Origin of the sequence: Steroidobacter sp., from assembly GCF_016790065.1 — a bacterium.
In the GTDB taxonomy this organism is placed as follows: Bacteria; Pseudomonadota; Gammaproteobacteria; order Steroidobacterales; family Steroidobacteraceae; genus Steroidobacter.
Map to the genome: position 1 here is coordinate 15,307 of NZ_JAEUPY010000046.1, position 13,373 is coordinate 28,679.

Here is a 13,373-nt window from a genome sequence, read left to right on the forward strand (position 1 = left end):
TCAACTCACATCAACACCACATCGTACTGATCCTGCTGGTACAGCGCCTCGGTCTGAAGGCGGATGGGTTTGCCGGTGTGCACTTCCAATTCGGCCAGCGCCGCCGACTCCTCATCGAGCAGCCGTTCGATCACGTCCTGATGCGCCAGCACCATCAGTTCCTGGAACTGGAACTGTTTGGACTGTCGCAGAATCTCGCGAAAAATTTCGTAACAAACTGTTTCGGTGGTTTTGACGAAGCCGCGGCCTTCGCAGGTTGGACAAGCCGAGCACAGCATATGTTCAAGACTTTCGCGCGTGCGCTTGCGCGTCATCTCCACCAGGCCGAGCGGCGACACCGACGAGATGTGATTCTTGGCGTGATCGGCGATCAGCGACTTCTCCAACGCCTGCAGCACCTGCTTGCGATGCTCCTCCTCTTCCATGTCGATGAAGTCGATGATGATGATGCCGCCCAAGTTGCGCAGCCGCAGCTGGCGCGCGATCGCCACCGCCGCCTCCAGGTTGGTCCGGAAAATGGTTTCTTCCAGCGAGCGCTGGCCCACATAGGCCCCGGTGTTCACATCGATGGTGGTCATCGATTCGGTTTGATCGAAAATCAAATGGCCGCCGGATTTGAGCGGCACTTTGCGTTCCAACGACTTCTGGATCTCGTCCTCGACGCCGTACAGATCGAAGATCGGCCGCTCGCCGCGATACAACTCGATGCGCTCGGCCATTTCCGGCATGAAGGTGCGCGCGAACTCGATCATGCGCTGATGGGTCTCGGGCTGATCGACGCCGACATGCTCGATGCCGCCCGACACGACGTCGCGCATCACTCGCACCGGCAGCGGCAAATCTTCATGCACTAGATTTCCTGGCCGCGTGCTGGCGGCTTTTTCGCTGATCACCGTCCACAACTTCTGCAGGAACATCATGTCGGCGCGTAACGCGTCCGGCGTGGCACCTTCAGCAGCCGTACGCACGATATAACCGCCCGGTTCATCGACCCGCACGAACAGATTGGCCGCTTCACGCAAACGTTGCCGCTCAGCCTCATCTTCGATGCGCGCCGAGATTCCGATGCCGCGACCCTTGGGCATGTAGACCAGATAACGTGACGGGATGGTAATGAACGTGGTCAGGCGCGCGCCCTTGGTGCCCAGCGGATCTTTCAGGACCTGCACCAATATTTCGCCACCCTCGCTGACCAGAGTCTGAATATCCGGGGTGCGCCCCTCGTCCACCGGCTGATCGGGACTGCCGTTTTCGCCCACCGCCGGATGCACGATGTCCGAGGCATGCAGAAAGGCGGTGCGTTCGAGGCCGATATCGACGAAGGCGGCCTGCATGCCAGGCAACACCCGCGACACTCGACCCTTGTAAATATTGCTGATGAGGCCGCGTTTATTGGCCCGTTCCAGAAAGATTTCCTGGAGCACGCCGTTTTCCACCACGGCGGCACGCGCCTCGCGCGGGCTGATGTTGATCAGAATTTCGGCCGTCATCCCTGAACCCCACTGACGATACGATGCGCGGCCAACAATTCGGCGGTTTCGAACAACGGCAGACCCATGATGCCCGAGTAACTGCCGGCGATATGGCGAATGAAAATCGCGCCGCGTCCCTGCACGGCGTAGCCGCCGGCTTTGTCGACCGGTTCGCCAGTCTGCCAATACGCACGCATTTCCGCCTTGCTCAAGTCCCGGAAAGTCACATCGCTGACGCTCAGTCGCACGTCGCTGCCCTGGCCGGTGCGAACCGCGATGGCGGTGTGCACTTGATGAGTGCGGCCGGACAGGAGCTGCAACATGCGTACACAGTCGTCTTCGTTGGACGGCTTGCCGAGGATGGTCCGATCGACCACCACCGAGGTGTCCGAGCCCAGCACCGGCAGGCGCTGCTCGGCAGGCAGGCTGTCCCAGAGCGTGTCGGCCTTCAGCGCGGCCAAGCGAGTGACGTAGTTTTCCGGCCCTTCGGGCGCCACCACGGACTCATCGACATGTACCGGTGCGACCCGGTGCGCAACCCCGATCTGGGCCAGCAAAGCGCTGCGCCGAGGCGAGGCTGAGGCCAGATAGATCAACGGGTTGGCGGAGGAATTTGGGACTGCTGACATGCGCCGAAGGATACAGGCCGGCGCGCGTTAGGGACATTCTTCCGCCGCGGAATTAACGCGGGGTGGGGGCGAGAGGTTCAGCCGAACTGCTGGTTGGCTAAGAACACATCCCGGTCAGCGTCGGAGAAGAACACCAGTGACACTCGTTCGATGGCATCGGCCTGGGCCAGCGCCTGGCAGATGGCGGTCGACGCCACCGCCGCGGCCTCTTCTTTGGGGAAGCCATAGGCGCCGGTGGAAATCGCCGGAAAGGCCACCGATTCCAGTGCATGGTTGGCGGCCAGCGCCAGGGATTTTCTATAGCAGGACGCAAGCAACACGCCGGCCTGCTGATCCCGGCCCCAGATCGGGCCCACCGTATGAATCACATAGCGCGCCGGCAGATTGCCGGCCGTCGTCAGCACTGCCTCGCCGGCCGGCAAACCCTGCGGATAACAGGTTTCGCGCAGCTCCCGGCAGGCTCGCAGGATTTCCTGGCCACCGCGGCGATGAATGGCGCCATCGACGCCAGCCCCGCCCAACAATGTGGAATTAGCGGCATTCACCACCGCATCGACTGGCAGCCCGGTGATGTCGCCGGTGCGCACTTCGACCCGGCCACTCAGGAATTCATGGCTCATGCTGACTCCCGGACGGTCCTCACCGCGCATCCAGCGCATGGCCGCGGCCGGTTCTTCGAACATTCGCATCTTGATATCGGAACCCACCGCCTCGCTGATCAGGATCAGCACATGGGCGGCAGCGGCCAGATTGCCTGGCCTGAACAAGGCGGCCCAACGTACTTCGCAGGGCACGGCGATGTGCATCAGGTAGTCGCGAAACCGCTGGATTTCGCTGTAATCCCAGTTGCCGTACGCCTCGCGGTAATCGCCGAGGGCGTGCATCCCGGGCACATAACGTGGATCGGCTCGTACCTGATCCAATAACTCGATCAACGATTCCGCCGTCAGCTCGCCCCACACTTCGAACCTGATCAGGTTCGCGCTGGTGTCGATTGCGTAGCGAGACTCCATGACAGTCGCCATATCTTCGATCCCATCCTGGCCAATACCGTGGCCTGTTCCTATCATAACCTTCTGATTTCGGTTTGCACCCGCAGGGCCGTAGGAATGCCCTGAGGGAATAAACTTAAGGATGTTTTTTTACCGCGCTCCGCGCCGCCATGATTGATGTTTAGTCAACACTTCGCACTTACAAATGTGAATTGGGTCACGGATGCCTCACGACGACGCTAAAAAACCCGCCTCCGGCAGCCGCCAACGTACGGTCTTCCCGACCATCGCCGGCTATCGTTTCCTACAGACCATCGCGCGTTCGCCCAAATCAGAGGTGCACGTGGCGCTGTCGGTGGAGCTGGGCCACAACGTCGCCGTCAAAGTCTTGCGCACCGGCCCGCTGTCCAGCCTGGAAGCCGGCGAAGCCGAACGCTTCGAGCGCGAGCGTGAGCTGCTGATGCGGATCAAACATCCGGCCATCGTCGATGTTTACGACTGGGGCCGCGGCGAGGACTTCCGCTACATCGTCACCGAATATTTCCCCGGCGGCAGTCTGGAGCTACGGATCCGCAACTTGATGACGGTGCGAGACAGCGTCGACATCTTTCTGCAGATCGCAGCGGCGTTGCAGACGGTGCATGCCGCCAATCTCTGTCACCGCGATCTGAAACCCGCCAACGTCATGATGCGGCCCGATGGACGCATCGTGCTCATCGACTTCGGCCTGGCCAAACATTTGGGCACCTCGCACACCAACGTCGGCGAAGTGCGCGGCTCGCCCTACTACATCAGCCCCGAACAAGCCGAAGGTTCCGAGGTCGATCAACGCAGCGACATCTACAGTTTGGGCGTCATGCTTTACGAAATGCTTACGGGCCAGAGGCCTTTCAAAGGCAGCTCCGTGATTGCCATCATCCAAGCACATCGGAACGATCCGATTCCGGTGCTGCCCGAACCGCTGACGCGCTTTCAACGCTTGATCGATGGGATGCTGGCCAAGGATGCCAAGGACCGCTTTCCGAGTGTGGCCTCGGCGGTTGCGGAGATGGCTCGGCTCAAAGTCTGAGCGTCGTTTCGGATGCCTCGGTGGTTCGCGCCGCACCGAGGGGGAGGGGCTGCTCCTGGCAGGAGATAGGACATCCCCGGCGACGCAAACCACTGAGCCTCTCTCCCGCGACGACGCAAACCACCGAGCTTCTTAAGCCCGGTGATAAGGATGCCCCTTGATAATCATCACCGCCCGATACAACGCTTCAGCCAGCACAACGCGAGCCAAAGCGTGCGGCAAAGTCAGCCCCGACAGCGACCACCTAAACTCAGCGCGAGCATCGACCTCAGGCGCCAACCCCTCCGGTCCGCCGATGCAAAACACAACATCACGCCCATCTCTCGCGCGCGCCTGTAGGAACTGAGCGAGCTGCTCGCTGGACAACGACCGTCCACCAACCTGAAGAGCGACGACGTAGGCACCTTGAGGAATGGCAGCAAGCATCTTCTCGCCTTCTTTGGCGATGGCTTGCGCAGGAGCAGCGGCAGCAGCGCGTTGGCCGAGGGCGATTTCTTTGAGTTCGAGTTTGTAGTCGCGCGTAAATCGCCCGGCATATTCCGCGAAGCCGGCATTGACCCAATCGGGCAAGCGCGTGCCGGCTGCTGCGACGATCAATCGCATCGTCGAGTTTTAAGCACTCTGCTCCGTCGCTTCACGACGTGCCGCGCTCACATCCCACAGGCTCTCGAGCCGATAAAACTCACGCACCTTGGGCAGCATGATGTGCACGATCACGTCTTGCAGATCGACCAGCACCCACTCGCCGTCGCGCTCGCCTTCCACGCCAGTGGGCCGGAAGCCCGCCTTCTTGGCATGTTCGACCACGCGGTCGGCAATGGAACGCACGTGACGATCCGAGTTACCGCTGGCGATGATCATGGTGTCGGTGATGTCGGTGAGCTTGTTCACCGCCAACACTTTGACGTTGACCGCCTTCATCTCATCGAGCGCGCCTTCGACCACATTCACCACCGGCTGCTTGGTCGCTTTGGGCGCGGCGCTCTTGGCCACCGCCTTGTCGAGACTTTGCGCGGCCTTTTTCTTGGCGGCCGGCGCCGGTCCCTTGCTCGCCAGCTTCTTGCGGGCCGAGCTCAACTTGGTCACTTTGCTTTTCGCCGACTTGTCCTTAGCTACAGGGGCGGACTTCTTCGCCGCGCCGGATGATCGTGAATGCTTCGCTCGCTTGACGGCCATGCTCACCTCTTGGGTTGCGTTTTGTAACAGCCGGTCTGTTCGATGATCGCCCGGACCGAATCGGGCATCAGATAACGCGGATCGCGCCCCATGGCGATCAGCTTACGCACTTCGGTGGAGGAGATTTCCAACTGCGTCACCGCGTGAATATAGATACAGCCTGCGCGCTGCTCGTGCAGATCGTTGATGCGGCCGGTGCCGCGATCCACCAGCAATTCGCCCAAAGGCCCCATGCTCGGCGCGCGCCAGCCCGGACGATGCGCCACAACCAGGTGCGCCAGCTCCAACAGTTCACGCCACTGATGCCATTTCGGCAACCCTAAAAATGCATCCATGCCGACGATCAGGCACAGCGAGTGTTCAGGGAAGTCAGCCCGCAAGGTGCGCATGGTATCCACCGAATACGACAAGCCTTCGCGGCGGATCTCGCGATCGTCGACGGTGAAGCCGGGTTGGCCTTCGGTGGCGGCTTTGACCATGGCCAGGCGTTGTTCGGCATCGGCCACCGTAGTGTCACGATGCGGCGGATTGCCGGCTGGCATGAAGCGCATTTCATTCAGCCGCAGCGCCTGCAGCAATTCAAAAGCGGTGCGTAAGTGGCCGAAATGAATCGGATCGAACGTGCCGCCGAAAATACCGATAGTGGTCATGATTAAAGATCAGGCGGCGCTGGCGAGCCTGACGCCGGCGAGCCCCGCCACCAATCGTTCGAACTCCAGCCACGGATCGCTACGGATCCCGCCCTTGATCATGCGGTCGGCGCGCTCGGCGCTCAGCAACAGGTCGCGCACCGTCTTGGGCTTCAGGCGCGCCAACGCCTGTTTCATGGCCGGCTGACGATTGCGCCACACGTACAGCGCGTTCATCGCGCCGTCGGCGTTCTGGCCCCGGCGCATGAGATGCTGGCAGCGCGCGATCCACTGCAAATCTTTATTGAGCGCCCACAACACGATGGGCGGCTCGACGTCTTCGCCGCGCAAGCCTTCGAGCACACGTAGCGCTCGCGCCACGTTGCCCTTCATCGCAGCGTCGCCCAATTGCAAGACATCGAAGCGCGCGCAGTCGGCGACTGCGTCGATGATGGTGTCGGCGGTGACCGGTCCAGGCGGTAACAACAGAGCCAGCTTTTCCACTTCCTGGTGAGCCGCCAGCAAATTGCCTTCGACACGCTCGGCCAGCAACGCGGCGGCCTCGGCGTCGGCTTTGAGATTCTGTTTGGCCAGCCGCTCGCGAATCCAAGCCGGCAAGCGCGCCAGTTCCAGCGGCCAGATCTGTACCAGCACGCCGTGTTTTTCGATGGCGCTCACCCAACGCGAGCCTTGTACGCGACCGTCCATCTTGCCGGTGACGATCAGCACCAGATTGTCGGCCGACGGTTCGGTCGCCAGTTCGATGATGGCGTCCGCGCCCTGCTCGCCGGGCGTCGGATTGGTCATGCGGATCTCGATGATCTTGCGCTCGGCGAACAGCGACATGGCTTTGCTGTTGGCAAGCAATGCCTGCCAATCGAAGCCGCGCTCCACGGAATGCAACTCTCGCTCGGTGAAGCCTTGGCTGCGGGCACGCGCGCGCACGGCATCGGCCGCCTCGTTGACCAGGAGCGGTTCGTCGCCGGAGATCAGATAGATCGGCGCCAGTTGCCGCGACAGGCTGGCAGCGAGGTTATCGCCGGAGAGCTTCACAGCGACAGGCCGGCGGCGGACACGGAAGGAACGGTCAAAAACACTCGCGGCAAAATGACTTACGTGACCCAGAGGAGGTGGTTGGGAACGGCTCCGATTATGGCCCAAGCCGCACCGGCGGCGCCAGTTGCGCCCAGCCCACAAGCGACCGTCTGCTCAGGTTTCGGTCAGTTTTAGGTGTTAGCTTGGCTTTGCAAACACCCCAGCCGTCCGTTAGCTTACGCTGGACGAGGTGTTTTTAAGGCCCGTCGACGCTCGACCTGCGATATGTCCATTTTCCATCTGGCACGCCATCCCTCAGCCTGGCTACGAGTCGCACTCGTCAGCTTGCTGTTGGCGTTCGCGGTGGATTCGGTGGCGCATGTCGTGCATCGGCACGACGATACGGCCAAAACCAGCCTCAACGCGCACGGCCCGGCCTGCGGCTACTGTGCCGCCTTCGATGGCCTGATCGACGCGCCCAAGCAGAGTTATGCGGCCATCACGGCCAGCACCTGCGTTACTTATGTAGCGCCGGTTGCCCTCTCTCCCGCCTCTTTCCGCCCCGTCGTCACCGCGCAACCGCGCGCCCCGCCTCGATAACTCGCAGTCCGTTCTCGTTCCTCGCCCCAGCACGGTGAGGTTTATCTCGTTCGTTCGATGCCATCGGCTATTTTCCGTGGCACGCGTGCGAGGTCGCTGCAGTTATCTAGGAAAGTCTCGTCATGCGCTCTTCCCATTCTTTGCGCGTCGCCGTGGTGGCGATGCTGGTCAGTCACGCCGTCGTTGCTCAAGAATCCAAGACTGAGGAAGTGGTCGTCACCTCCTCGGCACTCCGCGAAAGCCCGCTCGAGGTCGCGCAACCGACCACTGTGGTGGCCGGCGATGAGCTGCGTCGGCAGATCGCCGCCAGCATCGGCGAAACCTTGTCGAGCGAGCTCGGCGTCAGTTCCACCTATTTCGGTCCGAGTGCCAGCCGCCCGGTGATTCGCGGCCTCGGTGGCGATCGCGTGCAGGTCCTGCAGGACGGCCTCGCCGCGCTGGACGTGTCCAGTCTCAGCCAGGATCACGCCGTGACCTTGGAATCGGTGGTGTCGCAACAGATCGAAATCATCAAAGGCCCGGCGGCCCTGCTCTATGGCAGCGGCGCATCGGGCGGTCTGGTCAACGTGGTGAGCTCACGCGTGCCTACGGAAGTGCCGGCGAAGGCCATCACTGGCGCGGCTGAAGTTCGTCACGACACGTCCAGCAATGAGCGCACCGGTGCCTTCAGCCTCGATGGCGGCGCCGGCAACTTCGCGATCCACGCCGACTACTTCAATCGCGAGACCGACGACGTCGAAATCCCCGGCTTCGCGCAATCGGCGGCGTTGCGCCGGCAGCTCATCGAAGCCGGCGAAGAACCGGATGGCGTGCGCGGCCACATTCCGAACACCGCAGGCGAAGCCAGCGGCGGCGCCATCGGGGGTTCGTACATCGGCCAGAACGCGCTCGGCGGCCTGTCGTACAGCCGTTACGAAACCACGTACGGCATTCCAGGCGAGGAAGCAGCGTTCATCGATATGAAGCAGGATCGGATCGACGGCAAAGCCGAACTCGATCTGGACGGCGTCATCAACAAGCTGCGCCTGACCGGCGCGTACAACGACTACACCCACACCGAGTTCGAAGCGCCCGGCGTGCCCGGCACCGTGTTCAATCAAGACGCGTATGAGCTGCGCTTTACTGCCGATCATGAACTCGGCGGCGGCTGGCGTGGCACCACGGGCTTGCAATATGTGAACGTGGATTTCGAAGCCATCGGCGAAGAAGCCTTCGTGCCCAGTGCCAAGACCCAGACGCTGAGCGTGTTCGCATTCGAAGAACGGCACATCAACGACTGGACCATCGAGCTGGGCGCGCGCGCCGAGCAACAGAAGATCGATGTCCAAGCCGATCTGCCCAACTACCAGGAAACCGCGGTCAGCTTGTCGGCCGGCACGGTGTGGCAGTTCGCTGATGAGCACGCGCTGGCGTTGAACCTGACGCGCACTCAGCGCAATCCGCAGGCGGCTGAGTTGTATGCCAACGGCCCGCACATCGCCGCGCAACGCTTCGAAATCGGCGATGCGAATCTGAATCAGGAAACCTCGATGACCGCCGACCTGTCGTTGCGACACACCGGCGAGCGCATCGGCTGGACCTTGAGCGCCTACTACAACGACTACACCGACTACATCTATTCGTCCCCCACCGGTGACATCGAAGACGATCTGCCGGTTTATGTGTATCTCCAGGACGGCGCCAAGTTTCATGGCTTCGAGGCCGAAGTCACCGTGCCGCTGCTCGATGACGGGCAACGTCATCTGGGCTTGCGCCTGGCGTCCGACTACGTGCGAGGCAAGTTGGATAACGGCGAAGATTTGCCGCAGATCCCACCGCTGCGTTTCGGGGCCGGGTTGCACTACGACCAGGACGCGTGGCACGTCGGTGTGCAAGCCTTCTACTACAACAAGCAAGACAAGCTAGCCGCGAATGAACTGCCGACGAGCAGCTTCACTCTGGCCGAAGCAGATGCGAGCTATCGATTGCCGGTGGGATCGTCGAGCGTGCTGCTGTTCCTGCGCGGCACGAACTTGCTCGATGAAGATGCGCGTCAACACGCGTCGCCGCTGAAGGACATTGCGCCATTGCCGGGTCGCGCATGGCACATCGGCGCAAGAGCCGAGTTCTAAGAAGAAATTGGCGAGGGCTCGCAGGAGCCCTCGCCGTCATCGATTAAGCAGCGCGAGCGTACGATTCTTCGTGGTGGCTGCTGCTCGAGTAGCTCGACACCGGCGCGCCGTATGACATCCCCGAGTGCGAGCCAATGCGGAAGAACGACACCAACTCCTGCAACCGCTGCGCCTGCTGCTGCATCGACTTGGCGGCAGCGGCCGACTCTTCCACCAACGCGGCGTTCTGTTGCGTGGCTGTGTCCATGTTGGCGATGGCGTGATTGATCTGATCGATACCGGTGGACTGTTCTGAAGTCGCGGCCGCAATCTCGGCGACGATCTCCGTCACCTTGCCGACGCCACTGACGATGTCCGCCAACGATCGGCCCGAGTCGCCGACCAACTGCGAACCCGCATCGACCTTGCCGACCGAGTCGCTGATCAAACTCTTGATCTCGCGAGCCGCGGTAGCGCTGCGCTGAGCGAGGCTGCGCACTTCGCCGGCCACGACCGCAAAGCCACGACCCTGTTCGCCGGCACGCGCCGCTTCGACGGCCGCGTTCAACGCCAACAGGTTGGTCTGGAAAGCGATCTCGTCGATCACCCCGATGATGTCTTCGATACGTTTGCTGGAGGCGGTGATCTCGCCCATCGCGCCCACCGCTCGCTGCACAGCCACGCCGCCGTGACCGGCCTGCGTGCGAGTGCTGCCCGCGATGTGATTGGCGTGCTTGGCGTTGTCCGCGTTCTGTTTCACCGTGGCCGTCATCTCTTCGATGCTGGCGGCTGTCTCTTCCAGCGCCGCAGCCTGCTCCTGCGTGCGCTGACTCAGATCGTCGCTGCCCTGAGAGAGCTGGCGAGCGGCACGATCCACTTCGGCGGCGCTCTCGTTCACCTGGCTCATGGTCTCCACCAACTTGGAGTCCATTTCCTTGAGCGAGGTCAGCAGCGCGGAAATCTCGTCACGGCCTTCGATGGCAACCTGAATACCCAACTCGCCGCGGCTGACACGACGCGCCAGATCTTCGGCACGCGCCAGGCCGGTGGAAATATGTTTGGTCAGCAACCACGCGAACCACACCGCAAATGCCAGCGCCGCCACGAAGCAGCCCAACATCACATTGCGATCACGATTCAACTCGCGTTGCGCGTCGGCGATCACGGCCTCGGCCGCTTTACCGCGTTCCTGCGCCAACCGTTCAGTTGTACCGTCCATGCGGCCGATGACCGGCTCGATGGACTGCACACGTACCTTGGAAGCGGTCGCGTAGTCGCCGGCCAGCAGTGCGTCGATTTCCTGTTTACCCGAAGCGACCAGCGTAGCGCGCTGTTCTTTCACTTCATTCAATAGACCGCGTTCGGTTTCGCTCAGCGGATATTTGCCGAACAGCTCGGTGAGTTCATTGATGCGGCCACGGTTCTCTTTGATCTTGTCGTAGTTGCGCTGGGTGAACGCCGGGTCCTGGTGCACGTAAGCTTCCAGGCGGTACTGCTGACTCTGCAGCGAGCGCTGAAAGATTTCGTTGATCTGGGTGATGGGCACCAGATTCTCGGCATGCAGCTGTTGCATACGTTTGGAGCTGCCGTTGAAGGCATTCAACGCCACCCCGCACACCACCAGCATTGCGACCGCTAACACCCCCAGATTCATATACATCCGGGACTTGATCGTGAGCATCGACATGACTTCTTGCCTTTGTTGAGGACCGCGACATTCCCTCGCGTTCGGCGCCTGCCTTGGCAAGATGCGGGGATATGCCAGCCCTATCGGCCGGAGCCCGCCGAGATGCAGCATCGCAAGGCCGATTCAGGGAAGACCTGATGCGGCCCCGAGCGATGTTCTATGCTCGCCCGGGGCAGCGTTGCTTGGGAGGAAATCCATCTTGGTATTCGACGGCTCGTCAGTCGCTGCACTACTACGGCGCGAACAGCGTTGCATGGTCCACGAGCACCCCGAAACCCTGCGCCGAGACAAGGCTTTACGCCAACATTGGTTGAACGGCGTACCCATGCATTGGATGACCGACTGGCAGCTGCCGACGCCGCTGATCCTGCGCGAGGCCTCAGGGTCGACCTTGGTGGATGTGGACGGTCGGAGCTATGCCGACTTCTGTCTTGGCGATACCGGCGCGATGTTCGGACACTCGCCTCCAGCGGTGGCAGCGGCCCTTCAACATCAGGCAGCTCACGGCTTGACCTGCATGTTGCCAACGGAACAAACCGCACGCGTTGGTGAGCTATTGGCTGAGCGCTTCGCCTTGCCGTTCTGGCAAATCACACAGACCGCCACCGATGCGAATCGCGCAGTGTTGCGTTGGGCACGTGCCATCACCGGACGCCAACTCATTCTCGTGTTCGACGGTTGTTATCACGGCTCGCTCGAAGACACGTTGGTGCGACTCGAACAAGGTCGCGTCGTCACGCGCCCCGGCCAGATCGGACAAGTCGCCGACTTCGCTTCACACGCACGCGTCGTCGAGTTCAACGATGTCACCGCACTCGAAGCGGCACTCGCCGACAATGCAGTTGCATGCTTGCTGGCCGAGCCCGTCATGACCAATGCCGGCATGGTGCTGCCCGAGCCTGGCTTCTGGAACCAAGTGCGCGAGCTTTGTTCACGTCATGGCACATTGTTGGCCATCGACGAGACGCACACGCTGAGCAGTGGACCGCGAGGTCACGCGCAGCGGCTCGGATTGCAAGCTGACTTTCTAATCGCCGGCAAAGCGATCGCTGGCGGCATGCCCACGGCTGTCTATGGTTTCACCGCTGATCTGGCGCGACGCATGGAACGCGTGCTGGAGACCAAGCCCTCGGGTCATTCCGGCATGGGCACGACGTTGTCGGCGAATGCACTTGCGACGGCTGCTCTGGTCGCTTGCTTGCAAGATGTGATGACGGATGCAGCATACGCTCACATGCTGTCACTCTCTGCCACGCTCGCCGAAGGACTGAGAAAGCGCATAAGCAATCGTGCCTTGCCTTGGCATGTCACGAGCGTCGGAGCTCGCAGCGAACTGGTGTTCACGCCAACTCCAGCGCGAACGGCACGTCAGTCTCTGGCGGCAGCGTCGCCGGAACTGGAACGACTGCTACATCTGTACCTGCTCAATCGCGGTGTGTTGGTCACACCATTTCATAACATGATGCTGGTGAGCCCGGCGACCACCGACGCGCAGGTGCAGTCGCTGCTCGACCACTTCGATGAGTTTTTGCACGAGTTGTCATGAACGCCGCCAGTAACGAAGCACGCGCCTTTCTGGACGCCAATCCGGACGTCGAAGCCATCGAGCTGTTGATCACCGATCCCGGCGGCGTGCCTAGAGGCAAACTCATTGCACGCGAGGAGTTGCTGTCGCTGTACCAGGATGGCCGCTGTGTCGCCGGCTCGATTCTGGGCCTCGACGTCACCGGCGAAGATGTGGAAGAGACCGGCTTGGTGTGGTCGGTGGGCGATGCTGACCGCATCTGTCGCCCGATTCCGGGAACACTGGTGCGAGCGAACTGGATGTCTCGTCCCGGCGCGCAAGTGCTGATGACGATGTATGAAGCCGATGGCCAACCGTGCACAGCAGATCCACGCCATGCACTCGCACGCTCAGTGCAACGCTTGGAACAAATCGGACTCACGCCGGTGGTCGCAGCCGAGATCGAGTTCTATTTGGTGGCGAGAGACGC

General features: G+C 61.6%; 12 protein-coding genes and 1 pseudogene. 5 read left to right on the forward strand and 8 right to left on the reverse strand.

Features of this window, described 5'->3' with window-relative positions; translation table 11 throughout:
* Positions 1 to 5 precede the first annotated feature (5 nt).
* From rng to JNL55_RS01775, 3 genes are all read right to left on the reverse strand, one after another.
* Positions 6 to 1,490 carry a ribonuclease G gene (gene rng, locus JNL55_RS01765; protein ID WP_293848553.1) on the reverse strand — a complete coding sequence of 495 codons (1,485 nt, stop codon included), beginning with the start codon at positions 1,488 to 1,490 and terminating at the stop codon, positions 6 to 8.
* Positions 1,487 to 2,101 (reverse strand): Maf family protein, encoded by a 615-nt coding sequence (locus tag JNL55_RS01770; RefSeq protein ID WP_293848554.1) that lies wholly within the window; start codon positions 2,099 to 2,101, stop codon positions 1,487 to 1,489. The genes rng and JNL55_RS01770 overlap by 4 nt, the downstream gene beginning before the upstream one ends.
* Positions 2,102 to 2,178: 77 nt before the next feature.
* On the reverse strand, positions 2,179 to 3,126 hold the full coding sequence (locus JNL55_RS01775; RefSeq protein ID WP_293848555.1) for an O-acetyl-ADP-ribose deacetylase: 948 nt from the start codon (positions 3,124 to 3,126) through the stop codon (positions 2,179 to 2,181).
* A 190-nt stretch (positions 3,127 to 3,316) separates the two neighbouring features.
* On the opposite strand from JNL55_RS01775, the gene JNL55_RS01780 reads away from it, so the two are divergent.
* A complete protein-coding gene (locus JNL55_RS01780) occupies positions 3,317 to 4,162 on the forward strand; it encodes a serine/threonine protein kinase (protein ID WP_293848556.1) in 846 nt (281 codons plus the stop codon).
* Positions 4,163 to 4,294: 132 nt separating this feature from the next.
* Here the strand turns inward: JNL55_RS01780 and rlmH are convergent, their stop codons facing one another.
* The 4 genes from rlmH to holA are packed head-to-tail and all read right to left on the reverse strand — an operon-like array spanning position 4,295 to position 7,020.
* A complete protein-coding gene (rlmH, locus tag JNL55_RS01785; protein WP_293848557.1) occupies positions 4,295 to 4,765 on the reverse strand; it encodes a 23S rRNA (pseudouridine(1915)-N(3))-methyltransferase RlmH in 471 nt (156 codons plus the stop codon).
* A 9-nt stretch (positions 4,766 to 4,774) separates the two neighbouring features.
* Complete coding sequence (gene rsfS / locus JNL55_RS01790; RefSeq protein ID WP_293848558.1) at positions 4,775 to 5,338, reverse strand: ribosome silencing factor; 564 nt, start codon at positions 5,336 to 5,338, stop codon at positions 4,775 to 4,777.
* Positions 5,339 to 5,340: 2 nt separating this feature from the next.
* Complete coding sequence (gene nadD, locus JNL55_RS01795) at positions 5,341 to 5,988, reverse strand: nicotinate-nucleotide adenylyltransferase (protein ID WP_293848559.1); 648 nt, start codon at positions 5,986 to 5,988, stop codon at positions 5,341 to 5,343.
* A 9-nt stretch (positions 5,989 to 5,997) separates the two neighbouring features.
* Positions 5,998 to 7,020 (reverse strand): DNA polymerase III subunit delta, encoded by a 1,023-nt coding sequence (gene holA, locus JNL55_RS01800; RefSeq protein WP_293848560.1) that lies wholly within the window; start codon positions 7,018 to 7,020, stop codon positions 5,998 to 6,000.
* Between the two features lie 267 nt (positions 7,021 to 7,287).
* On the opposite strand from holA, the gene JNL55_RS01805 reads away from it, so the two are divergent.
* Complete coding sequence (locus JNL55_RS01805) at positions 7,288 to 7,602, forward strand: hypothetical protein (RefSeq protein ID WP_293848561.1); 315 nt, start codon at positions 7,288 to 7,290, stop codon at positions 7,600 to 7,602.
* 122 nt (positions 7,603 to 7,724) lie between these two features.
* Positions 7,725 to 9,713, forward strand: coding sequence for a TonB-dependent receptor (locus JNL55_RS01810; protein WP_293848562.1), 1,989 nt, complete (start codon positions 7,725 to 7,727; stop codon positions 9,711 to 9,713).
* Positions 9,714 to 9,756: 43 nt separating this feature from the next.
* Here the strand turns inward: JNL55_RS01810 and JNL55_RS01815 are convergent, their stop codons facing one another.
* Positions 9,757 to 11,379: a methyl-accepting chemotaxis protein gene (locus JNL55_RS01815; protein ID WP_293848563.1), complete on the reverse strand. Its 1,623-nt coding sequence runs from the start codon at positions 11,377 to 11,379 to the stop codon at positions 9,757 to 9,759.
* Positions 11,380 to 11,575: 196 nt separating this feature from the next.
* On the opposite strand from JNL55_RS01815, the gene JNL55_RS01820 reads away from it, so the two are divergent.
* Positions 11,576 to 12,925, forward strand: coding sequence for a transaminase (locus tag JNL55_RS01820; protein WP_415922982.1), 1,350 nt, complete (start codon positions 11,576 to 11,578; stop codon positions 12,923 to 12,925).
* A pseudogene (locus JNL55_RS01825) lies at positions 12,922 to 13,373 on the forward strand (glutamine synthetase); the annotation flags it as partial. The gene JNL55_RS01820 and the pseudogene JNL55_RS01825, both read left to right, overlap by 4 nt.

What these genes read in the sequence shown, in the direction of transcription:
- rng (WP_293848553.1), bottom strand. Translation starts at nt 1,490, where the DNA reads ATGACGGCCGAAATTCTGATCAACATCAGCCCGCGCGAGGCGCGTGCC.
- JNL55_RS01770 (WP_293848554.1), bottom strand. Translation starts at nt 2,101, where the DNA reads ATGTCAGCAGTCCCAAATTCCTCCGCCAACCCGTTGATCTATCTGGCC.
- JNL55_RS01775 (WP_293848555.1), bottom strand. Translation starts at nt 3,126, where the DNA reads ATGGCGACTGTCATGGAGTCTCGCTACGCAATCGACACCAGCGCGAAC.
- JNL55_RS01780 (WP_293848556.1), top strand. Translation starts at nt 3,317, where the DNA reads ATGCCTCACGACGACGCTAAAAAACCCGCCTCCGGCAGCCGCCAACGT.
- rlmH (WP_293848557.1), bottom strand. Translation starts at nt 4,765, where the DNA reads ATGCGATTGATCGTCGCAGCAGCCGGCACGCGCTTGCCCGATTGGGTC.
- rsfS (WP_293848558.1), bottom strand. Translation starts at nt 5,338, where the DNA reads ATGGCCGTCAAGCGAGCGAAGCATTCACGATCATCCGGCGCGGCGAAG.
- nadD (WP_293848559.1), bottom strand. Translation starts at nt 5,988, where the DNA reads ATGACCACTATCGGTATTTTCGGCGGCACGTTCGATCCGATTCATTTC.
- JNL55_RS01805 (WP_293848561.1), top strand. Translation starts at nt 7,288, where the DNA reads ATGTCCATTTTCCATCTGGCACGCCATCCCTCAGCCTGGCTACGAGTC.
- JNL55_RS01810 (WP_293848562.1), top strand. Translation starts at nt 7,725, where the DNA reads ATGCGCTCTTCCCATTCTTTGCGCGTCGCCGTGGTGGCGATGCTGGTC.
- JNL55_RS01815 (WP_293848563.1), bottom strand. Translation starts at nt 11,379, where the DNA reads ATGTCGATGCTCACGATCAAGTCCCGGATGTATATGAATCTGGGGGTG.